Annotated in this window: 22 protein-coding genes and 1 pseudogene; 15 read left to right on the forward strand and 8 right to left on the reverse strand. The window is 48.9% G+C overall.

From position 1 onward, the window contains the following. Positions 1-202: 202 nt before the first annotated feature. Positions 203-1,248: pseudogene (locus tag HWW83_RS09915) on the reverse strand (IS3 family transposase). 280 nt (positions 1,249-1,528) lie between these two features. Between HWW83_RS09915 and HWW83_RS09920 the strand changes: the two are divergent. Then, positions 1,529-2,980 carry an ATP-dependent nuclease gene (locus HWW83_RS09920; RefSeq protein WP_171454793.1) on the forward strand — a complete coding sequence of 484 codons (1,452 nt, stop codon included), beginning with the start codon at positions 1,529-1,531 and terminating at the stop codon, positions 2,978-2,980. A 277-nt stretch (positions 2,981-3,257) separates the two neighbouring features. Here HWW83_RS09920 and HWW83_RS09925 read toward each other — a convergent pair whose 3' ends face one another. Genes HWW83_RS09925 through HWW83_RS09935 form a run of 3 tightly spaced genes read right to left on the reverse strand, consistent with a single transcriptional unit; the run spans position 3,258 to position 5,752 of the window. Beyond that, the gene (locus HWW83_RS09925; protein WP_176589250.1) at positions 3,258-4,163 is read right to left on the reverse strand and encodes a hypothetical protein; all 906 of its coding nucleotides are present in this window, start codon (positions 4,161-4,163) and stop codon (positions 3,258-3,260) included. Then, positions 4,164-5,174 (reverse strand): phage integrase, encoded by a 1,011-nt coding sequence (locus HWW83_RS09930; RefSeq protein WP_176589251.1) that lies wholly within the window; start codon positions 5,172-5,174, stop codon positions 4,164-4,166. After that, positions 5,174-5,752, reverse strand: coding sequence for a phage repressor protein CI (locus tag HWW83_RS09935; RefSeq protein WP_134051692.1), 579 nt, complete (start codon positions 5,750-5,752; stop codon positions 5,174-5,176). The genes HWW83_RS09930 and HWW83_RS09935 overlap by 1 nt, the downstream gene beginning before the upstream one ends. A 129-nt stretch (positions 5,753-5,881) precedes the next feature. Between HWW83_RS09935 and HWW83_RS09940 the strand changes: the two genes are divergently transcribed. From HWW83_RS09940 to HWW83_RS09980, 9 genes are all read left to right on the forward strand, one after another. Next, positions 5,882-6,145 carry a hypothetical protein gene (locus tag HWW83_RS09940; protein WP_001630878.1) on the forward strand — a complete coding sequence of 88 codons (264 nt, stop codon included), beginning with the start codon at positions 5,882-5,884 and terminating at the stop codon, positions 6,143-6,145. A 30-nt stretch (positions 6,146-6,175) separates the two neighbouring features. Continuing rightward, positions 6,176-6,685 (forward strand): phage regulatory CII family protein, encoded by a 510-nt coding sequence (locus HWW83_RS09945; protein ID WP_072569687.1) that lies wholly within the window; start codon positions 6,176-6,178, stop codon positions 6,683-6,685. A 7-nt stretch (positions 6,686-6,692) separates the two neighbouring features. Then, positions 6,693-6,893 (forward strand): phage filamentation protein Fil family protein, encoded by a 201-nt coding sequence (locus HWW83_RS09950; RefSeq protein ID WP_176589252.1) that lies wholly within the window; start codon positions 6,693-6,695, stop codon positions 6,891-6,893. Next, positions 6,857-7,195 carry a DUF5347 domain-containing protein gene (locus HWW83_RS09955; RefSeq protein ID WP_176589253.1) on the forward strand — a complete coding sequence of 113 codons (339 nt, stop codon included), beginning with the start codon at positions 6,857-6,859 and terminating at the stop codon, positions 7,193-7,195. The genes HWW83_RS09950 and HWW83_RS09955 overlap by 37 nt, the downstream gene beginning before the upstream one ends. Positions 7,196-7,262: 67 nt before the next feature. After that, positions 7,263-7,490 (forward strand): DUF2732 domain-containing protein, encoded by a 228-nt coding sequence (locus HWW83_RS09960; RefSeq protein ID WP_001246237.1) that lies wholly within the window; start codon positions 7,263-7,265, stop codon positions 7,488-7,490. Next, on the forward strand, positions 7,490-7,711 hold the full coding sequence (locus HWW83_RS09965) for a TraR/DksA family transcriptional regulator (RefSeq protein WP_134051698.1): 222 nt from the start codon (positions 7,490-7,492) through the stop codon (positions 7,709-7,711). The genes HWW83_RS09960 and HWW83_RS09965 overlap by 1 nt, the downstream gene beginning before the upstream one ends. Further along, positions 7,712-9,031, forward strand: a complete 1,320-nt coding sequence (locus tag HWW83_RS09970) for a phosphoadenosine phosphosulfate reductase family protein (protein ID WP_176589254.1) — start codon at positions 7,712-7,714, stop codon at positions 9,029-9,031. Beyond that, complete coding sequence (locus tag HWW83_RS09975) at positions 9,028-11,247, forward strand: replication endonuclease (protein WP_176589255.1); 2,220 nt, start codon at positions 9,028-9,030, stop codon at positions 11,245-11,247. The genes HWW83_RS09970 and HWW83_RS09975 overlap by 4 nt, the downstream gene beginning before the upstream one ends. Positions 11,248-11,365: 118 nt before the next feature. Further along, positions 11,366-11,806, forward strand: a complete 441-nt coding sequence (locus HWW83_RS09980) for a DinI-like family protein (RefSeq protein WP_176589256.1) — start codon at positions 11,366-11,368, stop codon at positions 11,804-11,806. A gap of 284 nt (positions 11,807-12,090) precedes the next feature. Here HWW83_RS09980 and HWW83_RS09985 read toward each other — a convergent pair whose 3' ends face one another. Next, a complete protein-coding gene (locus HWW83_RS09985; RefSeq protein WP_176589257.1) occupies positions 12,091-13,230 on the reverse strand; it encodes a DNA sulfur modification protein DndB in 1,140 nt (379 codons plus the stop codon). Continuing rightward, a complete protein-coding gene (locus HWW83_RS09990; RefSeq protein ID WP_176589258.1) occupies positions 13,227-13,772 on the reverse strand; it encodes a hypothetical protein in 546 nt (181 codons plus the stop codon). The genes HWW83_RS09985 and HWW83_RS09990 overlap by 4 nt, the downstream gene beginning before the upstream one ends. A gap of 806 nt (positions 13,773-14,578) precedes the next feature. On the opposite strand from HWW83_RS09990, the gene HWW83_RS09995 reads away from it, so the two are divergent. Next, on the forward strand, positions 14,579-14,833 hold the full coding sequence (locus HWW83_RS09995) for a type II toxin-antitoxin system HicA family toxin (protein WP_071605322.1): 255 nt from the start codon (positions 14,579-14,581) through the stop codon (positions 14,831-14,833). Continuing rightward, complete coding sequence (locus tag HWW83_RS10000) at positions 14,830-15,174, forward strand: type II toxin-antitoxin system HicB family antitoxin (RefSeq protein ID WP_223294898.1); 345 nt, start codon at positions 14,830-14,832, stop codon at positions 15,172-15,174. The genes HWW83_RS09995 and HWW83_RS10000 overlap by 4 nt, the downstream gene beginning before the upstream one ends. Before the next feature lie 44 nt (positions 15,175-15,218). Here the strand turns inward: HWW83_RS10000 and HWW83_RS10005 are convergent, their stop codons facing one another. Then, positions 15,219-16,253: a phage portal protein gene (locus HWW83_RS10005; protein WP_176589259.1), complete on the reverse strand. Its 1,035-nt coding sequence runs from the start codon at positions 16,251-16,253 to the stop codon at positions 15,219-15,221. Continuing rightward, the gene (locus HWW83_RS10010; RefSeq protein WP_033632041.1) at positions 16,253-18,025 is read right to left on the reverse strand and encodes a terminase ATPase subunit family protein; all 1,773 of its coding nucleotides are present in this window, start codon (positions 18,023-18,025) and stop codon (positions 16,253-16,255) included. Before HWW83_RS10010 ends, HWW83_RS10005 begins: the two co-directional genes overlap by 1 nt. 142 nt (positions 18,026-18,167) lie before the next feature. Between HWW83_RS10010 and HWW83_RS10015 the strand changes: the two genes are divergently transcribed. The 3 genes from HWW83_RS10015 to HWW83_RS10025 are packed head-to-tail and all read left to right on the forward strand — an operon-like array spanning position 18,168 to position 20,871. After that, positions 18,168-18,983 (forward strand): GPO family capsid scaffolding protein, encoded by an 816-nt coding sequence (locus tag HWW83_RS10015; RefSeq protein WP_176589260.1) that lies wholly within the window; start codon positions 18,168-18,170, stop codon positions 18,981-18,983. A gap of 41 nt (positions 18,984-19,024) precedes the next feature. Then, positions 19,025-20,209 (forward strand): phage major capsid protein, P2 family, encoded by a 1,185-nt coding sequence (locus tag HWW83_RS10020; RefSeq protein ID WP_176589261.1) that lies wholly within the window; start codon positions 19,025-19,027, stop codon positions 20,207-20,209. 2 nt (positions 20,210-20,211) lie between these two features. Beyond that, on the forward strand, positions 20,212-20,871 hold the full coding sequence (locus HWW83_RS10025) for a phage terminase small subunit (RefSeq protein WP_015379120.1): 660 nt from the start codon (positions 20,212-20,214) through the stop codon (positions 20,869-20,871). Positions 20,872-20,914: the final 43 nt, after the last annotated feature.

A 20,914-nucleotide genomic window follows, 5' to 3' on the forward strand; every position in this document is an offset into this window, starting at 1 on the left:
ATAGCGGATAGATCAATCAAAAGCCAGCGGTTGGATTTTAACTAATGATCAAGTGATGATGACTTCCTATCGTTAAGTAATAAAATCAATGAACTGGCTAAAATCCTTGCTTGTGAAGTTCGTTAAATTTGTTGGCCGACAAACTGCTGACCTGGCTGAATCCATAGTCATTGTGACCTGCCCCCAGTATTAGATACAACCATCAGTTAGTAATGTCGGTTTGTTTACCTTCACATTTTCCATTTCGCCACCGAGCTGCAAACTCTGATGGCGTGAACGATATCGCTGAACCAGTGCTCATTCAGGCATTCATCGCGGAATCGTCCGTTAAAGCTCTCTATGAATCCGTTCTGCGTTGGCTTGCCCGGCTGGGTTAAGCGTAACTCAACACCATGCTCAAAAGCCCATTGATCCAGTGCGCGGCAGGTGAACTCCGGCCCCTGGTCAGTTCTTATCGTCGCCGGATAACCTCGAAACAGTGCAATGCTGCCCAGGATACGCGTGACCTGAACGCCTGAAATCCCGAATGCGATGGTAATTGTCAGACTCTCCTTCGTGAAGTCGTCCACACAGGTCAGGCACTTGATCCTGCGACCAGTGGCGAGCGCGTCCATGACAAAATCCATCGACCAGGTCAGGTTGGGCGCCGACGGGCGGAGCAGCGGCAGGCGTTCTGTTGCCAGCCCTTTACGACGCCGCCTGCGTTTACGCCCAGCCCACTCAGATGATAAAGGCGGTACACGCGCTTGTGATTAACATGCAGGCCTTCACGGCGCAGTAATTGCCAGATGCGGCGGTAACCAAAACGCCTGCGCTCCAGTGCCAGCTCAGTGATACGCCCTGATAAATGTGCATCGGCCGCCGGACGCTGAGCCTCATAGCGGAAGGTCGACAGGGACAAACCTGTAAGCCTGCAGGCACGACGTTGAGACAGACCGGTCGCATCACTCATAAACTCAACAGCTTCCCGCTTCTGGTCTGTCGTCAGTACTTTCGCCCCAGAGCCACTTGAAGTGCCTCCTTATCCAGCATGGCTTCGGCAAGTAGCTTCTTGAGTCTGGCATTCTCTTCTTCAAGCGACTTCAGGCGCTTAACCTCGGGCACCTCCATACCGCCATACTTCTTACGCCAAGTATAAAAGGTGGCATCGGAAATGGCGTGCTTGCGGCAGAGCTCACGGGCAGAAATCCCGGCTTCAGCTTCGCGGAGGATACTGATGACCTGTCCATCGGAAAAACGCTTCTTCATGGGGATGTCCTCATGTGGCTTATGAAGACATTACTAACATCGCGGTGTATTAATCAACGGGGAGCAGGTCATCACTATGTGATATACCCATGATGCTTCAAGTTGCAGGAGCCTGAACTTAGGGCCGCAGTCGGGGTAACTTGTTTGAGTACTACCATCCTGCATCTTGAGGTTACTTGGGTATACATACTACAAAATCAAGCATAGAAAGCTTAAAAAGGATCTGATAGTCTAAAAATGTTTTAAATTTAGGCTATTACACAGCAGAATAGGGATTTGTATGGCTGATATAAGAAGTAAGTTGAAAAGTAAGTACTCTCAAAGAAATAAATATGCTAATTTTGGCTCGGCTCTGAGAAGTATAGATATTAAAGGTTTTCGAGGTATAGAGGATATTACTCTGAGCTTGGATTTTCCTGTAACGGCAATTTCTGGTTTAAATGGCGCAGGTAAAAGTACTCTTGGGCAATTAGCTATTTGTGCATATAAAAAACCGGTAACAGCACAAGGTTATAAACGGCTTTATATAAAAGACTTTTTCCCCGTATCAAAAGCTGATCCGAGTCCATTTAAAATGGATTCAAGTGTTATTTATAAATATGAAACCAATGACCATAATAGAACTCAAGATGTAACCGTTTCACGTATAAAATCTTCTTGGTCTGGATATAAACGTCAGCCGGAGAGACATTGTTATTATATAGGTTTTACTGTATACATTCCAAAAGTTGAGCGTCGTGATCTCAGTGTCTATGGGGGAAGGGATTTCGATTTGACAGTGAGAAGGAATGTTGACCAAGAGATAATATCAAGGATGGCTAAAATTATCGGCCATCCATATGACGATGTTGCATTTCAGGGAATATCGCATAGGAAACGAGAGACAGAAATAGGGATGGTTGAAAGACTTGGATATTCATATTCAGAAAATAACATGGGCTTTGGCGAAGGCCGGGTGCTTTATACCGTTGATATGTTAGAAACATCCCCGGAACAGAGCTTATTTGTTTTAGAAGAGCCAGAAACGTCTCTTCATGAAAGTGCGCAATATGAATTTACGAAATATCTTATGGATGTTTGTGAGCGGAGAAAACATCAAATTATTCTTTCTACTCATTCTAGTGTTATTTTAAATGCATTGCCTCCAGAGGCTCGTAAATTATTGATTCGTGATAAAACTGGCGTGGATATAAAAGACGGCATTTCAACAACGCACATAAGATCAATACTCTCAGACGGTCATTTTAAAGGACTGCATGTTTGTGTTGAGGATCATTTTGCTAAGGTACTACTTAGCCAAGTAATAAGGCTTAAAAGGCGAGACATCCTCAAATCCATTCAGATTACTGATGTTGGTGATAAAACTGCTGTAAGAAAAGCAGTAGAGATTTTGAGTAAATCTGAACTAAATGCTATTGCAGTTAGGGATGCTGATGTAGGTGAGGATCATAGAGGGAACTTATTTTCTTTTCCTGGCAATCGTCCTCCGGAAGTTGAGGTTTACCAACATGCTGCTGTTAAAGAATTTTTAAAGCAAGAATATGGAATTGATTTTGATTGGCTAATACAAAGAAAAGGCGTTGAAGATCATCACCTCTATACAAAAACAATTTCAGAAGAAGTGGAATGCGAGGAGGAAGTGGTGAGAATACTAGCGATTAAGAAATACATAGATGTTCTTGGGGATCAGTTTGATAGCTTGGTTGATAAAATTGTCGAGAAAATAGTTTAGCAACTAAATTATTTGAAGATATGCAGGATTACCTCTAAATACTAAGTGGCGGTATCCTATAGGTATCCTGGAAAGTAGTAAGGGCTTGCGAATCATCGCAAGCCCTTGATTTTTGGTGGCCCCTGTTGGGTTTGAACCAACGACCAAGCGATTATGAGTTCCTACCGGAACAACCGAAAATCAATAGTTTGCGTTATTTATCATTGACATAGATTGCCGTTGTTTGCCAGTAACTGCCTTCTTCCGCCATCTTTATCGCCATTTTATCGCCATTTGATTAGTAACTTGAGTCGATGAATCGGTAGTAGCCGAAACCAGATTTAAGATGCAGCTCAGAGAGCAAAGCTGACAAATCAGCAGGTTCTGATACTTCTACTGACTCTGTACACTCATTTCTGATATCCTTGGATTCAAGCCAATATATATAGCCAACTCTTTCATAATATTCTTCCATATCAAAATCATTTCCGTACTTTGATAAAAAAGCCTGAATATACAGAAGGATGGTTCTTGTTGCTCGTTGAATCAAAAAATATAATGTTTTCCAGTTATCACCTGTAAAACCATACTCTGGGTTAAGATTTATAGGGATTACCCCATGTGCAATGTCATTTCTTATATTTCGAATAATATTGAGGGCATAGCAACGGTGTTCTTTAGGGTAACTTAATTTATTATTCACTTTTTTGTTATAAAGCGAGGTGTATCGTTCGAATAAAGTGCATAAATTTTGATTGTAATGTTCGAAATGTTTTGGTAAATGCCTTTCCTCAATTTTATCAAATAAAATCAGACATTTCATACTGTTATCTCTGACAGGGTTCTTGAAGGATGTATTTAGCTCATTAGTAAAGAAGGTTGATACAAACCTATAGACTTCTTCTAGAGCATTGCAAACGAAGAAAAGTCTAGTTAACTCTGTGGTATAGGCACTAAAGTATTTTCTATCAGACTCTAATGCTTCGTAATGCGGACGGCACATTATTGATAATGAACTTCTATCATGCAAATAAGGATTTATTTCTACATTATCAAGAGTTGAAGATAGAGTTAACCACTGATTCATTGCAAGGAAGTTTGATCTATGATTTCCGTAGAAGCATTCCGTCAAAATAGCTAATTCATGCAGGTGGCTTTTTATTTCCGTTAAGGAATGACATAAAGAGCAATTTTTACCTTTCATCTAAAGTCCCTGATTCAAAGAGCTTAAAGGATTTAGTTTTACTGCATCTTCGAGATGGTCGGGGGCAAAGTGCGCATATCGCATTGTCATTTTTATGTCGGTATGACCGAGTACGCGCTGCAAGACCAAAATATTACCACCATTCATCATAAAGTGGCTGGCGAAGGTATGGCGCAAAACATGGGTAAGTTGTCCTGCCGGTAGTTCGATGCCTGTTCTTTCCAGAGCAGACCGGAACGCGCCATAACAATCACTAAACAACCGGCCTTTTTTATCATCAGGTAGAGACTCATAGAGCTCTTTGCTGATTGGGACGGTGCGGTTTTTTCTGCCTTTAGTGTTGGTGTATGTGATTTTGTATTTCGCGAGTTGGCTTTTTCTCAGACTCTCAGCCTCAGACCACCGTGCGCCAGTGGCGAGACAGATTCTTACCACGGTTTCTAAATCAGGGTGATCATGCCGTTTACACTCACCGAGCAGTTGCGCAATCTGGTCGTGAGTTAGCCAGGCCATTTCCATTTCTTCTGTGCGGAATGGGCGCATATTTTTCAGTGGGTTTTCACCCTTCCATTCTCCGAGACGGTTTAGCTCATTGAACACCGCCCGGAAGTAGGCCAGCTCAAGATTAAGTGTGCGAGGCGATACCTCTTTCACTCTGTTTGAACGAGCATACTCACCTTTTAACCGTTTTTCTCGGTAGCGGGAAAACATCTGCGCATCGAAATCGCGTGCGAGTGGTTCGCCCATACACTCAAAAGCATGGTGCATGGCTAACTGGCGTTTCAAGCCGTCTTTCAGGGTAATGCCATGAGCGCTATACCATGAATCAACCAGCTCTTTTAACGTGCGCCTGTCTTCCTTTTCTTCCTGCCACGGGTTTTGAACGGTGTACTGCTCAAACGCCAGAGCCTCGCCCTTAGTAGCGAATTTCTTTCTGATACGTTTGCCTTTTGCGCCCTTTGGGTAGAGTTCACAAATCCAACCGCCAGCCGGATTTTTACGGACGGTCATCAGTTAACCTCGCTGTATACACCCACCACACGCCCCAACGCTTTAATATCATCAATGCCGCATTCGAAAGGAACCTTCCCGCCTGCAACATGTAGTTTTCTGCCCGGTAGTTTTGTTAACTCTCGAATGCTTATTGCTCCCTCAATGTCGACTAGCCATAGGCCGTCAGACAATGACGCTTGCTTGTCCACAAAATAAATTTTCCCCTCGGAACGGATAGCCATCCCATCTGTGAGTGGTTTTGTGAAAAATTGGGCATCAATGCTCAGTTGCTTATCGGATTTGAGGATTTCTTCACTTAATGTGAATCCATCAATCCTTTTAGCGTCGCTAGATTCTCTGTTATTTACAAACGCTTCCCCTTCTCCGGTAAGTAACCACCGAAGATTAGCACCTGTTTCAAGGGCGCAGTGAGCCGCAAAGTCATAGGAGATAGCGCCTCGGGTGTACCTATTTGACAATGAACTGGATGCGATATCGAAGTGGTTAGCTAATTGAATTTTCTGTGAAAATCCATACGCCTCGCAGATGCGGTCAAGTACATCTACGTTGCTCCATCCTAAAGAATCTATTCTCATTTCGATAAAACCTATTTACTATCTCTCAATTGGGAGATATATTTTGGCTAAACCCACGCAATTGATGGCACGTGTTGGCAAGCAGAGTCAAATCAATTGCAAACTTTGGCTAATAGGGAATCATGCAATATGGCTTCTGAAATCGCAATCATCAAAGTGCCTGCACCTATCGTTACTCTGCAGCAATTCGCAGAGCTTGAGGGTGTATCTGAACGTACCGCTTACCGCTGGACAACCGGCGACAACCCTTGTGTACCAATCGAACCCCGCACCATCCGTAAAGGCTGCAAGAAAGCAGGTGGCCCGATTCGCATTTATTACGCACGCTGGAAAGAAGAGCAGTTGCGTAAAGCGTTGGGTCATTCCCGTTTTCAACTCGTCATCGGCGCTTAATTCACTTTATGTGAATTGTAAGGATGCAACATGTTTGATTTTCAGGTTTCCAAACATCCCCACTATGACGAAGCGTGCCGGGCTTTTGCGCAGCGTCACAACATGGCGAAGCTGGCCGAGCGTGCGGGTATGAACGTTCAAACGTTACGTAACAAGCTCAACCCGGAACAGCCGCACCAGTTCACGCCGCCTGAATTGTGGCTACTGACTGACCTGACCGAAGACTCAACTCTCGTTGATGGCTTTCTGGCTCAGATTCATTGCCTGCCATGTGTGCCGGTTAATGAACTGGCTAAAGACAAATTGCAGGCCTACGTCATGCGCGCAATGCGTGAGCTCGGCGAACTGGCGAGCGGCGCGGTATCTGATGAACGTCTGACCTCTGCCCGTAAGCACAACATGATTGAAAGCGTTAATGCTGGCATTCGCATGTTGTCATTGTCGGCACTGGCGCTGCATGCGCGTCTGCAGACTAATCCCGCTATGACAAGCGTGGTCGATACCATGAGCGGTATTGGCGCGTCATTCGGTCTGATTTGAGGTGCTTATGCTGAAAAGTGAACCGTCATTCGCGTCGCTGCTAGTAAAGCAAAGTCACGGCATGAACTACGGTCACGGCTGGATCGCAGGTAAGGACGGCAAGCGCTGGCACCCGAGCCGCTCACAGGCTGATTTACTGGCTGGCATCTCCACTCAAAAGCAGGGGGAATCATGGCTATCGAAGCTGTTTCCGCGACTGTTCCGCTGAAAGCGGGTGAACGTCTGGCCGGTCTCAATCATGTAGCTGAATTGCGCGCGAGGTATTGGGGCGATAGCTGGAAAGAGGTCGAGCGTTTTGTCGATGATATGCGCGATAAACGCGATCCACAATTTGAAGAAAATAGTCGGGCGCTGGCCGCTATTTTCTTTCTGGCAAAAATACCGGCGGCTCGTCATGAGCTCGAATTAAGTGAGCTGACTACTGACGAGAAAAAGGCGCTTATTACAGCGATGAATCATTTTCGTGCAGTGGTGAGTTTATTTCCCAAACGGCTAACCATGCCGAATTAATCCAAACAGAAATTTAATGGCGTAAACCCGCCGGGCTTCTTATTGCCCGAAATCAGGAGAGTTAATTATGCGTAATACCGAAATCCGTAGTTTTAACACTGATAGTGATGCGCTGGCCGTATTGCTGACCGATGCAAAAAAAGAAGAGCGTAAAGACCGCGCGCTCGCTGTTTCCATCCGCCTTGAGGCGCTGGCTATCCATATCACCAAAGAGGGTATGAGCGGCACCGAAGCTGCCGAACTGCTGCGCCGTGAAGCAACCCGCTTTGAGAACGAATCACAGGAGCTGCACTAATGGCCGACGCAATGGATTTAGCACAACTGCGCGAGCAGGAAGACCGCGAACGCCACATCAGCAACGCGCGCAGCCGTATCGCTGCGCCTTCTCGTTTCCTCTGCGAAGAATGCGACGCACCAATCCCGGAAGCTCGCCGCATTGCGATTCCGGGCGTGGCTTTGTGCGTGACCTGTCAGGAGGTCACGGAGCTGAAATCAAAACATTATCGGGGGGTATAAATGAGCATGGCAACGCAGGTCATTGCAGTCTCTGATATTTCGGCAAAAGTCAGGGAAATAGAAACTGCTTATCGCAATTATCTGGATGTTTTTCGTATACCAGAAGACCACAGAATTGTAGTGAATTATTCAGCAGGTAAAGATAGTACTGCAACACTGGCCGTAGCGAATGCTCTGTTTGGTCGTCGCGTACAGGCCGTGATGGCCGATACTGATAATGAGCATGAATTAACGATCGATTTCGCCAGGACTATCCATGAACAGATTGGATGTCACCCGGTTCAGGTTGTGAAGCGTAACTACAGCGAGGCAGATTTTGCCCGCCGACGCGCCTATATGAAAAAGAACTGGTCGAAGAAACAGGCAATCCGGATGGGGGCTTACCGGGGCGTCATCATGCCATCACTGGCCCGTGCAGATACCGCATTTGGCCGAGCTTGGCAGAAGACAGCTAAGCGCTGGGGTATCGACTTTGAAACCGCATTAGATGCGGCCCTGTCAGTGATGTATCCAAGTGGAAATAGTTTTCTCGATGCGGCTCTGCTCCACGGCAAATTCCCGATGCTACGCGACCGTTTTTGTACCGATGAGCTCAAAATACAGATTGCCTACGATGCGGCCATTCGCCCTATGCTGGATGAGGGCGATGTTGTGGTTCAGTGGTCAGGTGTTCGCGGTGATGAGTCATCCAAACGTGCTGGTTATGACCGCTTCGCAGCTGATATGCGCGATGAGGGGTTTCTCTATAACTTCCTGCCCATTCATCAATGGACGGCGGCGGATGTTTTTGCCCTGCATCATTATCTGGGTATCAAGCCAAATCCACTTTATTTGCAGGGTGCTTCTCGCGTAGGTTGCATGAACTGTGTGCTTTGCAATAAAGAGGAAATTTCAGAGACGGCGGCACGCTGGCCGGAGCATATCGAAAAACATCACGCGTGGGAGAAGAAAGTACGTCTGGCATCTCGCTGGGTTCACTGGATGAGTATCGGCACAGAAAGCCAGTCATGGATGCGTATGCATCTTGGGAGTCGTGATGTTATCCATTGTTATGAGGGTGAGTTCACTGGTGAGGAGATTGTACAGCGCAGAAGATACCCGATAAATCTAGGTCAGGAAGTAAAATTATATGGGTTGGAGCCTGACATCCAGAATATTGAATGGTCAGGATTCTATGGGCCTCGTGGAAACATGGGGGCTCCATCAGCGCTTGATGTTGTGGAGTGGGCAAAAACTGGTCGCGGCGGAAAGGTCTATGACCTCGTTAAAGCCAGTCTTGATACAGTCACTTGCTCCTCGCGCTACGGCCTGTGCGAATGAGCTCAATTTCTTATGCCTATCCGTGGAACGCTCCACGGTCGGCAGTAACCAGCCCATATCTTACTTATGACCAACAGTATCGCCGCGACCGTATGTTCGCGGCTTTGCTGCATGCGAGAAAGGTGCTTTCTCTCCAGCCTGAGTGCGTGCGTTTTGATGTTTATCGAACCGCTGCGGTGCTGGAGCAAAATCAGGGCAGTCAACGAGCCAATGCTTTTTTAATCAGCTTCTGCAAAAAGGCATTGCCGCGTCTTGAACTGGTCGCAAAAAAATACGAGTGCGCGGGTATTAACAGCAATGTATCAGCCGCTGTTTTCGATGGTCATTTTGATACCCAGCTTATGCAATATCTGGCGTCACGCATGGTCAATATGGTCGCCAGATTTAACCGCCTCCCGGATATGTCGCGCGCCGATATTGACCTGCTGGCCGCTGATATCGCTAATTTCATTCGTGCTGAACTGGCTGATATTGATGACACCGGATTTAGCGAACTAAAAACGCTGTACACCTGGTACATGCGCGCCGGCTTTATTTCCCTGCAATTCAACGTTACACCGCCGAAATGGGAGCGTGTGACTAAAAAATATTTTGGCGAGGATGAAATCGCACCGGCAGTAATGCGCATGTTTAATGAGGTTTGGTGGCGTGGTCGTTTACGTCGCATTGCGTCTGCATGGCGCGAACATCTACAAATTGCTGTTGGCAACGTCAGTAAGAGAAAGCACGCCTACGCGAGTAAAAACTGCGTGACTGACTGGCGCGAGCAGAAACGCCGCACACGAGAATTTCTTAAAGGACTGGAGCTCGAAGACGAAGACGGCAACCGCATCAGTCTTATTGAAAAATACGATGGTTCGGTTGCTAACCCTGCAATACGTCGCTGTGAGCTGATGACCCGCATCCGTGGGTTTGAAAATATCTGCAATGAGCTCGGTTATGTCGGTGAGTTTTACACTTTAACCGCACCGTCTAAATATCACGCCACCACCAAAGCGGGCTACCGTAACAGCAAATGGAACGGTGCCAGCCCGTCGGACACGCAGAGCTATCTAACCGGTCTTTGGGCACGCATACGAGCCAAGCTACACCGGGAAGAAATCCGTATTTTCGGCATCCGTGTTGCCGAGCCTCATCATGACGGAACGCCTCACTGGCACATGCTTATATTCATGTTGCCGGAAGATGTCGAGCGCGTGCGCCTCATCATTCGCGATTATGCGTGGGAGGAAGACCGTCACGAACTGAGAAGTGATAAGGCCAAAAAGGCACGTTTTCATGCCGAGGCCATTGACCCGGAAAAGGGTAGCGCTACCGGCTATGTCGCTAAATACATTTCCAAAAATATCGACGGCTATGCTCTCGATGGTGAAACCGATGACGAAAGTGGTGAGCTCCTAAAAGAGACAGCCCCCGCTGTTTCAGCATGGGCGGCGCGCTGGCACATTCGACAATTTCAGTTTATCGGCGGTGCGCCTGTGACGGTCTACCGTGAGTTGCGTCGTCTCGCTGATACCGAAACTGCGCACGGCTTGAGTATTGAGTTTGCCGCCGTTCATGACGCTGCTGATGCCGGTGATTGGGCTGGGTATGTCAATGCGCAGGGTGGTCCGTTTGTCCGTCGTGATGATTTGCAGGTGCGCACGCTGTATGAACCGCGCGCCGAGTTTAACCAGTATGGTGAGGAAACCGTCTGCATCCGTGGTGTGTACGATTCCTCTGTAGGTTCTGGCACCCCGATTTTAACCAGGCTAACGCAGTGGAAAATTGTGCCGAAGCGCGCCGTTGATTTGGCCGTTGACGTTAAGGGCGCTCCTGCGCCCTCTCGGAGTTCTGTCAATAACTGTACGGGAAACGAAAGTGATCCGCCGGTGCTCGATTTATCAAAACCCTTGAGTCGGCATGAAAGGCGAGCTCTAACTAACAGGCTAAGGAAGCAAAAGCCAGTCATACGGCGAAAATTTATCCACGGCAGGGATGAGCAAAGTGCGGCCATAGCGAAAACTATCGACGATATACATCTGACAACCGGCACAACCATTAGCAGGGGAGAAGCTCTGCACCTGATGGCAGGTGGTAAAAGTTGTTTTAACGATAAATGGCTGCGTGGAACGGCCAAGGGAGAAGTCTTTGCGGCAGAACCACCATATCAGACCAAGGCTAGGGGAATTCTCAGTCGTGTCGCGGCATTAGCAGTAATATCAACCAAATCATAATCAGTAATGTTTATCCATATCATGTACATACAGTGTATTCCTTTGTGATTTTTTTCTTCACACCATTTATCAATACGTGCTACTGTATGTTTGTACAGTATCTCGTTGTGGAGGTTGTGTGGATAGAGAGTTAAGAGAACACGTCATGATCGAGCGTGTCGAAATGATTGCGCGTCTTACGACTGAGGGGACTTGTCAGGAGCGAGACCGAGAAATTGCCTTAAATTTGATTGCGGAAATAGCAAAAGGCAACCTAATGAAAAACAATAATTTTTCCGTTGTTTTTTCCGCGCCATCTGTAGATGAACCTTTTGCAAGGGAAAGCAAAGTGAAAGTTAACATCACGTTAGATAAAGACCAAAAAATAGGTCAACCAGTAATTGACGCTTTTCAATGCGAACTAACCCGGCGGATAAAGTCAGTCTTTCCGTATGTGTGCGTTAGCGTGAAAAAAGGCTCCATCACTGGTGTTGAGTTAGCGGGGATCGATGAAGATTCAGACCGAGAAGCGTTGGATAGCATTCTTCAAGAAGTTTGGGAAGACGGAAGCTGGCGATAGGCTTGAAAGAATATACAAAATACAATCTCATATTTAAATCATGATTTTTGTGTGAGGGTTACACCCAAGAGGAAGATGTAGTAATAGTATTTATATTTTCAAGTCTACTCTTGAGTTGCACTATGTCCACATGATTGAGAATAAATCGGCTAGATAATACTTTGCAACGATTAATATAATGAAGCCCATGTGATAAATTTAGTAGGAAAATTTAGATATTAGACGTATGGAGTGAAATCATTTTAATAAACAACCACAATATGGTGGTTGTTTATTAATTTAAGTTAGGCTAACAAATTCTTTCTTATCAATTTTATGTTTTTAGCACTTGTCTTTAATATTTTCTTTTGTTTTATCGACCACACTTTATTCGATAGTATAGGGCCTGACATATTTAGGTTATGGTCAGTGATTTTTTTTATTGCACTTTTAAGATCAAAGTTAAGGTTAACCATTGCATACAAAACCACATCGGTATATATATCCCAGCCAATTGGTCTGAAGAGAATGTGCCCTCCAGTTTCCGCGTTTCTATAAAAACCAGAGTTCCTGTTACCCTTAACTACTTCAATCAGTTCAGGACATCCTTTGAATGTGTATTCATAAAAATCAGAAATAAAATTAAATAAATCTGTGCTATCTCTATATCGATATTTATCTAGATCGCTTATTTTCACCCCTAATTTATATGAGACCAGTTTTTGAATGTTGTCATATATATTAACAATAGATGTTATACTGGTCTGATCACGAACTGGGCCTGAGTTAAATGAGATGTTATCTTCATTGAAAAACATAAACTCGTCTGATTCAATAAGCCTTCTTGTTATGCATGCAGCTATATCATCTTCATCTAACGCTATAATGGTATCCTTGCTAACTAACTTGGCTTTTTTATTCAAAGTAGTAAATAGCCTTCTGGACCTAATCTTCCCCTGAGGGGTATTAGCATGAGCAACAATTATAACGCTAACAAGATCGTTTGCTAACTCAGTGTTAACTTCCAAGGCTGCTTTGATGCCAGCTAATCGATGTTGGCCATCGAGAGCAAAAAACTTCTCTTCCCTAGTTATAGATAAGAAGCCTAAGCAATTTCCCGTATATTCTGGAAAATCAAGCAATGCAGCTTCTTCATTATTAGGTGTGATACCTCCAATCTCATGCCAATTTGGGTCACCATCATAAACTGCAACCACTAATGAGTTAAAAAAACGATCATCATTTTCAACTAAATAACGTGATATTTCTTCAGCTCGATCAGTATTCAGTTCACGTTGGATTTTATCGGATAACTTTTCAATTTGATGAAGCTCTTCCGCAAAACCAATCAACTCTGATGCATCTGAAAGCCTCATCATGCAACTATATGTAGTCCAGCTCCCCATATAGCCTCTTAAACAAGGCAGAACTAAGCGCTGACTCATATGATTCTAACTCCTCTTAATAAACTACGCACATTGGCGGAAAAGTCTCTTTGACAGCAAGGTGGGACGAAAATATCAGCTAATGTAGATTCAACATCAGCAGTAGATTGCCCTGCTGGAATTGTTGCATAAAAATAATATAAATGATCGCTAAAGTGTTGGATGAGTTTCTTAATTCTGGGTCTGTCTCTGAATCCTGATGGATTAACATAATCCTTAAATCTTTTTAAAATTGTATTGTTTGAATCGGTATCACCAGCTTTACCGACGTACATCACATAGGAATTTGTTGGCAAATTGGCATTTTCAAAAGCCACCATGAATATGTACACGCCCTGTTGATTCGGAAATACATGAGTCGCATGGTCAGAATATTTAACTTTAATCCAATTTAAAGCAGGTAGATCCACACTTCTTCTATAAAGTGTGGGGCAAAGTAAAAAAGGGAAATTATTTCTAAAATAACCTAGATAAGCCTCCCGTTGGTCATCATCATCAAAATCAGTGATGGATTCATCTATTTCCGCATTGATGTTTATCATTACATGTCCATGATTTAATTAATTAAATCTTTCCGACAAAATGCCAAATAAAATTTAGATTGTCAATGAAAACAATGAATAATACTTAGCAATATGACTCTTGGTACATAACCCACCTTATTTTCAGACTAGCAGTATCCGTATCTTACGATAGATGTGCAGTATCTTTGATGTATGTCACGTTTTTAATGTTGATTAAAAAATGCATTTGTAAGGTGCATTTATCTGCATGAACTTTTGGTCATGCTAGACACCTTTCCTCTACCTGCCAGGCTTGATTTTACAGGAATGATGCAACTGCATGAAAACCGACCTATAAGCGGGCAGGCGTGGCGGGGAAAGCATTGCGTGTATGAAAGCAGGTAATCCTTTTAATTGAACTGCACCCGACATGGTATGTAGAAAACGAGGTACAAAGAAAAGCGATAAAGTGTTTCTAGAGCATGCATGACTATGCTGCATGAATCCGCATGATCGTTTGAGGATCGTTTTAGCTAAGACCCGCCAAGAATGGCGGGCTTTTGCTTAAGTCATGCAGGCGCATGAAAACCACTACATAAAGCGGGCAGGCGAGGCGGGGATAGCATTGCGCGCAAGCCGTGTTGAACCCCTACCAAAAGAGCCGCCAGCGTCCCGTCACGGCGATTTATCGCAATACTTGTATGAGAATGGGGTTTGATGTTGTGGCGCCATGATGGCGCTCTCAGGCGCTTACAGCGCACTGCATAACATCGCCATTTAGTGACACCAAAAAATGACACCATAATATTCTTGCAATGGTGTCATAAAGTGATACTATAAACCCCATGAACAAACGACACCAAAAAACGCTGTCAGATGTGTTTGCCCGGCCTGTCAACGGTTCTATAAAGTGGTCTGATATTGAGGCGCTTTTTACCGCATTAGGGGCGGAGATTCACGAAAGGGAAGGTTCTAGGATCGCGGTGCTGTTGAAAGGTGAAAAAAGAGTCTTTCACCGGCCACACCCCAGACCTACCACTGACAAGGGGGCGGTTAACTCCATTCGGATCTGGTTGGATAGCTTAGGAATAAAACCATGATGAATAACACACTGAAAATTGACGGCCATACGGCCGTCATCAACTTCGACCCTGAAATTGAAATGTTCCGGGGAGAGTTTGTCGGGCTGAATGGCGGCGCCGACTTCTACGCCTACAGCGTGGACGAGCTGAAGAAAGAAGGCGCGATCTCACTCGCGGTCTTTCTCGATGAATGCCATAAAGACGGCATCGAGCCTTACAAGTCGTACAGCGGCAAAGTAACCACCCGCCTGTCGCCGGAACGCCATCAGGCGTTAGCCATTGCCGCACAGGCCACCGGGCAGTCGATTAATGAACTGCTGAATGAAGGTGTTGATCTGGTTATCGAAAAGCATTCCTGATCCAGCGCCAACAAAAAAGCCGCCAATCACTGGCGGCTTTCTGCTTATTCGGTCGGCAACTCATACGGCGCGAATCTAATCACCTCTTCCCCGATCCAGTCGTTCACCTCCTTCATGCGCTCTTGCAGCGGTGTTAGCTCGTTGCGTACAAACACCTGAGCGGCTTTTTTCACGTCCCCGAAGCCGCCGGTATTGTTCGGGATAATTCCCATCATCTGCGGCGGTACACGGTGAGCACTTAGCAAATCGTCGCGGCTGGCATTCTTGATGTTGAAAAAGTCGTCCTTGGTAGCGACCTCGGACAGCGGCAAAATTTTAATACCGTCCGGTTTGCCATTCGGGGCGTACATGAACAGATTGCGGAAGTTCCCCAAGCCCTTAGTGTCGGCCATGGCTTTGCGCATTCTGTCAACGTCGCTGGTACTCTGCGACGCGTCGGTAACATACAGGATGTAACCGGCGTGCGCCCCGTTCTGGTAATACTTACGGCGGAACAGCGTCGCCGCCTCATTCAGCCAGGCGGAGTTAAGCGCGCTGAGGTACTCCGGCAGGCCGTACAGTTCCTGATTGATGTCCGGCTCAATCAGGTGGAAAACGCTGTCGGTCTTGAAGCGGTGCGCCTCTTTCCAGTCCTGCACAAACCAGTAAGCCCCGCGCTCCACCCCGCGCCGTGTGTACTTGGCCGGGGAGGATTTCAGCTGCAGCGGCGCGCCGAGCCGGTTTTGGCGCTCTTCTAAATAGGCGTTGCCGAACACCAGATAATCCAGCGCATAGCGGCTAAACTCCTGCTGACTTAACAGCCGGTGCGGGATAAACGTTGACGCTAAAATATTGCGCTTAACGTACATCGGCGAGCTGTGATGCACGGCGGCGCGCACGCTGCGCGCCAGCCCGTCGAATGAGATCGGCGGCTCGTACCACTTGCCATTTGTCGTGCATTCGATGTAATCCAGAATTTCCCGCTTATCCAGCACCGCGGACGGCTCGCCAAAGGTAAAAGCCTCAAAATCCTGCTTCTGCTCTGCTGTTGGGGCTGGCGCCGGTGTGGTAAATGCCTTGCGGCCTTTGCGTTTGCTCATCAGTAAAACTCCAAAATATTCGGGCTGCTGTGGCCGCTGCCTGCGGTCAGCGGTTCGTTTAAGAGGGCGTGCATGATTGCCCACGCGACATCGGCGTGGCTGGCTTCTTCGCTGCGGCTGGCGGTGTAGGTTGAGCGCGCGCCGCTGGCGGTCATGGTTTTGCGGATCGCCATAAAGGCGGCGGTGATGTCGGTGTGGCTGGTGTCGTATTCCAGACAGCCGCGCCCGATGGTGTCTTTTGCCTTCAGCACCATGGCGGTTTTGATTTCCGGGGTGTATTTGATTTCCCGCGCGGCCGGGAAGAACTCGCGCACCAACTGGAAAACACCTTGGCCGACGGTGGTCGCATCGATACCGATGTACTCCACGCAGTATTTTTCGGTAAGGTCTTTTATCTTCTGGGCCTGAGCGGCAAAGTTCATGCCCTGCCACTGGTGGCGCTCCAGCACGCGGAACTTGCCCCCGGCCACCATTGGCGGCGCGATCACCGCGCACCCGGCGCTGTCGCCGCCGTTGGCTTCCGATGGGTCGTAACCGATCCACACCGGGCGATAACCGAACGGCCGCACGGCGTATGGGTTGAAGTCCTCCCACTCTTCCAGCGTATCGACCATGCAGCCTTGCAGCTCGGCGAACGGGAATACCGACGCGGTATCGTCCACAAACTCACACATCAGCAGGTTCTGATACTCTGCCGGGCTGTATTCGAGCGACAGCTGATCGAGGTCGAACAGGTTACAGCCGCCGGTCAGCGCATCCTCAACCGTGACAATCTGGCGCCATTGCCCATCACCGCACAGCACGCCTTTTGACAGGTGGCTGTGGCTGAGGTCGAGTTGAACGTGATCGGCTTTACTGCGGCGGCCTTTGTTGAACAGTTCCCCCGACCAGAACGGATAAGCGGAGTGCGCCAGACTCGACGGCGTGGAAAAGTAGGTAGTGCGCCACCGCTTGTGCAGCGACATCCCGCTGGCGACTTTGCGCAGCTCCTGGAATTTCGGGATCCAGAAATACTCATCAAGATACAGATTGCCGGTGTAGCTCTGCGCGGTGCGCACGTTGGTGCCGAGGAACATCAGGCGGGCGCCGTTCGGCAGCACCATCGGATCGCCTTTCAGGTCAACCTCGACCAGCCGGGCAAAATCAATGATGTAATTGCGGAACACATGCGCCTGCGCCTTACTGGCCGACAGGAAAATCTGATTGCGGCCGGTGGTCAGCGCATCGAGCAACGCCTCGCGGGCAAAGAAGAACGTGGCGCCGATCTGGCGCGATTTCAGGATGTTGCGGATACGGTGTTGCAGCCCGGCGCGATACCACCCCATCTGATATTCGAAGGTGGTTTCTGTGAAGATGCTTTGCAGCTTCTCCACGGCGGCCTCGCTGAACACGTTGCGCTCGGCGGGCTTGCGCTCGCCTTTGTTGCGGTTGGCGACGTTCGGGTTTAAGTCCGCCTCGTTACCGGTCGCCGAATAGCGATTAACCCGCGCCAGCCGTTCAATCTGGCGGCCCAACAGGTCGATTTCTTTGAAGTCTTTCCCCTCCTTGACGTCTTTCATGATGAGCTGAATCAACCGCGCTTCCATGCTTTGTTCCACGCGGGAAATGGGCGCGATGTCGTCCCATTTATCGCGCAGTTTCCAGCTCTGCACGGTCGGCCCCTTGAGGTTCAGCGTTTCCGCAATTTGGCGCACAGAAAAGCCCTGCCAGTAGAGCAAGGCAGCTTGGCGGCGCGGATCGCTGATGATGGTTGTTGCCGGTGTCGTATTCATGCCGCCAAGGCTACGAAAGCGCCGGGCGACTCGCATTAAGCCCTTGTTGTGCCTCAGATCTTCCAACCGCAACGCGTTGAGACGCGGCGCCATTCCCCCGAAACTAGCCCCGAACCCAATCACCACAACCGGAGCCGTTTACATGGCAAAGAAAGTTACTAAGTTTTTCCGCATCGGCGTTGAAGGCGACACCGTTGACGGCCGCGAGATCGGCGCTGCGGATATTCAGCAGATGGCCGCGACCTACAGCACGAAGGTGTACGGCGCCCGTATCAACATGGAGCACATCAAGGGGATTTTGCCGGATGGCTATTTTCGTCGTTACGGCGGCGTGGTTGAGCTGAAGGCCGAAAAAATCGACGAGCCGGACGAACCGCTGTTGCACGGCAAGTGGGCGCTGTACGCCAGTCTGGCCCCGACCGCCGATCTGGTGTCGATGGTCGGCGCGGGCCAAAAAGTTTTCACCTCGATGGAGATCCGCCGCGATTTCGCCAAAACCGGCAAGTCTTATCTGGTCGGGTTGGCCGTCACCGATGATCCGGCGAGCCTCGGCACTGACATGCTGGAGTTCAGCCGCCGCCACGAGAACGTCGAGTTCTCCGCGCCGCTGGAAGTCTGTTTCGATTTTGAGCCGGTCGCTGACCCGGAAACCTCATTCTCTGCCCGCATCAAAGCGATGTTTAGCCGCAAGCAGGCCACCGACGATGTGCGCTTTGGTGAGATGGAAGGCGCCGTGATGACCGTGGCCGAACAGTTACAGGACGCGGACACCCGCTTTACCGAGACGTTAGCCGTATTGAGTGAGCAGGTTGCCGACCTCAAGCAACAGGTAAAAACCGGCAGCGATGCGTTCAGCGCGCTGCAAGCCCAGCTTTCCACCTCGGAAGATTTCAGCCAGCAGGCCCGCCCGGAGGCCACCGGCGGCAACAGCGCGCAAGACGTGCTGACCGACTGCTAAGGCAGTCACACCCGATAAAACCGAACAAAACAGGAAGAAAAATGCGCAAGCAAACTCGTTTTAAATTTAATGCTTTTCTGTCCCGCCTCGCCGAACTGAACGGCGTCGCCACCGGCGATCTGGATAAAAAATTCAGCGTTGAGCCGTCCGTTACGCAGACCATCATGACCCGCGTACAGGATTCCTCGACGTTCCTGACCCGCATCAATATCGTGCCGGTTAAGGAAATGAAGGGAGAGAAAGTCGGTTTAGGTGTGAGCGGCTCCATCGCCAGCACCACCGACACCGCCGGCGGCGATGAACGCGAAACGGCCGACTTTGCCTCGCTGGATGCAGAAGGCTATTTCTGCCAGCAGGTGAACTACGATTTCCACATCCGCTACAACACCCTTGACCTGTGGGCCCGTTATCAGGATTTCCAGACCCGTTTACGCGATGCAATTGTTGAACGTCAGGCGCTTGACCGCATCATGATCGGCTTTAACGGTACGCACCGCGCCAAAACCTCCAACCGCGTTAAATTCCCGCTGTTGCAAGACATCGGGCCGGGCTGGTTGCAGAAGTACCGCGAGAATGCGCCGGGCCGCGTGATGAATAAAGTCGTGGGGGAGGACGGCAGCGTGGTGTCTGAAAAAGTCCGCGTGGGCGCCGGTGGCGATTACGCCAACCTCGACGCGCTGGTGATGGATGCCACCAACACCCTGATTGCACCGTGGTATCAGGAAGACCCGGAACTGGTGGTGATCTGCGGTCGTCAATTGCTGGCCGACAAGTATTTCCCGCTGGTCAATCAGGAACAGCCCAACACCGAAGCGATGGCCGCCGATCTGATTATCAGCCAGAAACGCATCGGCAACCTGCCTGCTGTGCGTGTGCCGTACTTCCCGGCGGATGCGCTGCTGATTACGCGCATGGATAACCTGTCGATCTACTGGCAGGAGGACACGCACCGACGCCATATGGTGGAAAACTCGAAGCGTGACCGCATCGAAAACTATGAATCCATCAATGAGGATTATGTGGTGGAGGATTACGCCTGCGGCTGTCTGGTGGAGAACATTAAGCTGTTACCGACGGAACCAAAAAAAGATGAAATCGCCGAGCTGGCCGAGGCCATTGTTAAGGCGGTCAAAGTAGCCGCCGCACCAGCGGAGCCTGCCGCTGATACCGAGGTGAAAGCCCCGGAGGAAGCACCGGCAGACGACAAAGCGAAAGGCGGTAAATAACCATGACCAGCCCTGCCCGCCGTCACCTTATGCGCCAGTCAGCGGTCGAGGCCGCGCAGCGGGAGAATGACCCGCTGCGCCACGCCAACGGCTATGAACGGATGATGCTTAAACTCAATGAAGATAAGCGAAAGCTCAAACAGGTGCGCTCACAAGAGCGTAAGGCCGAACTCAAGCGCCAACTGCTGCCGGACTATGCCCCCTGGGTTGCCGGTGTGCTGGCCGAAGGTCGCGGCGCGCAGGACGCCATTCTGATGACGGTCATGATCTGGCGTCTGGATGCCGGGGACATTCCCGGCGCGCTGGACATCGCCCGCTATGCGCTGCGTTACCAGTTGGCGCCGCCGGGCAATTTCGCGCGCTCCACGCCATACCTCATCGCAGAAGACGTCGCCGAGTCTGCCACCCGCGCCTTTGAGGCCGGGGAGCCGGTCAACATTGACCACCTCACGCAGACGATGGAACTCACCGACGCAGAAGACATGCCCGACCAAGTGCGCGCCAAGTTGCACAAAATCACCGGGTACGTCTTGCGCGCGGCGGGCAGGGCTGAACTGGCATTGAACCACCTTAAGCGTGCGCTGCAGTTGCATAACGGCTGCGGCGTGAAAAAGGACATTGAACGGCTGGAGCGGGCGATACGCACCGTCGCCAGCCGCTGACAGAACGCGCCCCGCGCCGGGCGGCACGACGGCCGCGACAGGT

The organism is Serratia ureilytica (assembly GCF_013375155.1).
In the GTDB taxonomy this organism is placed as follows: Bacteria; Pseudomonadota; Gammaproteobacteria; order Enterobacterales; family Enterobacteriaceae; genus Serratia; species Serratia ureilytica.

Coding starts and splice junctions, on each gene's coding strand:
- HWW83_RS09920 (WP_171454793.1), top strand. CDS start 1,529: ATGGCTGATATAAGAAGTAAGTTGAAAAGTAAGTACTCTCAAAGAAAT.
- HWW83_RS09925 (WP_176589250.1), bottom strand. CDS start 4,163: ATGAAAGGTAAAAATTGCTCTTTATGTCATTCCTTAACGGAAATAAAA.
- HWW83_RS09930 (WP_176589251.1), bottom strand. CDS start 5,174: ATGACCGTCCGTAAAAATCCGGCTGGCGGTTGGATTTGTGAACTCTAC.
- HWW83_RS09935 (WP_134051692.1), bottom strand. CDS start 5,752: ATGAGAATAGATTCTTTAGGATGGAGCAACGTAGATGTACTTGACCGC.
- HWW83_RS09940 (WP_001630878.1), top strand. CDS start 5,882: ATGGCTTCTGAAATCGCAATCATCAAAGTGCCTGCACCTATCGTTACT.
- HWW83_RS09945 (WP_072569687.1), top strand. CDS start 6,176: ATGTTTGATTTTCAGGTTTCCAAACATCCCCACTATGACGAAGCGTGC.
- HWW83_RS09950 (WP_176589252.1), top strand. CDS start 6,693: ATGCTGAAAAGTGAACCGTCATTCGCGTCGCTGCTAGTAAAGCAAAGT.
- HWW83_RS09955 (WP_176589253.1), top strand. CDS start 6,857: ATGGCTATCGAAGCTGTTTCCGCGACTGTTCCGCTGAAAGCGGGTGAA.
- HWW83_RS09960 (WP_001246237.1), top strand. CDS start 7,263: ATGCGTAATACCGAAATCCGTAGTTTTAACACTGATAGTGATGCGCTG.
- HWW83_RS09965 (WP_134051698.1), top strand. CDS start 7,490: ATGGCCGACGCAATGGATTTAGCACAACTGCGCGAGCAGGAAGACCGC.
- HWW83_RS09970 (WP_176589254.1), top strand. CDS start 7,712: ATGAGCATGGCAACGCAGGTCATTGCAGTCTCTGATATTTCGGCAAAA.
- HWW83_RS09975 (WP_176589255.1), top strand. CDS start 9,028: ATGAGCTCAATTTCTTATGCCTATCCGTGGAACGCTCCACGGTCGGCA.
- HWW83_RS09985 (WP_176589257.1), bottom strand. CDS start 13,230: ATGAGTCAGCGCTTAGTTCTGCCTTGTTTAAGAGGCTATATGGGGAGC.
- HWW83_RS09990 (WP_176589258.1), bottom strand. CDS start 13,772: ATGATAAACATCAATGCGGAAATAGATGAATCCATCACTGATTTTGAT.
- HWW83_RS09995 (WP_071605322.1), top strand. CDS start 14,579: ATGAACAAACGACACCAAAAAACGCTGTCAGATGTGTTTGCCCGGCCT.
- HWW83_RS10000 (WP_223294898.1), top strand. CDS start 14,830: ATGATGAATAACACACTGAAAATTGACGGCCATACGGCCGTCATCAAC.
- HWW83_RS10005 (WP_176589259.1), bottom strand. CDS start 16,253: ATGAGCAAACGCAAAGGCCGCAAGGCATTTACCACACCGGCGCCAGCC.
- HWW83_RS10010 (WP_033632041.1), bottom strand. CDS start 18,025: ATGAATACGACACCGGCAACAACCATCATCAGCGATCCGCGCCGCCAA.
- HWW83_RS10015 (WP_176589260.1), top strand. CDS start 18,168: ATGGCAAAGAAAGTTACTAAGTTTTTCCGCATCGGCGTTGAAGGCGAC.
- HWW83_RS10020 (WP_176589261.1), top strand. CDS start 19,025: ATGCGCAAGCAAACTCGTTTTAAATTTAATGCTTTTCTGTCCCGCCTC.
- HWW83_RS10025 (WP_015379120.1), top strand. CDS start 20,212: ATGACCAGCCCTGCCCGCCGTCACCTTATGCGCCAGTCAGCGGTCGAG.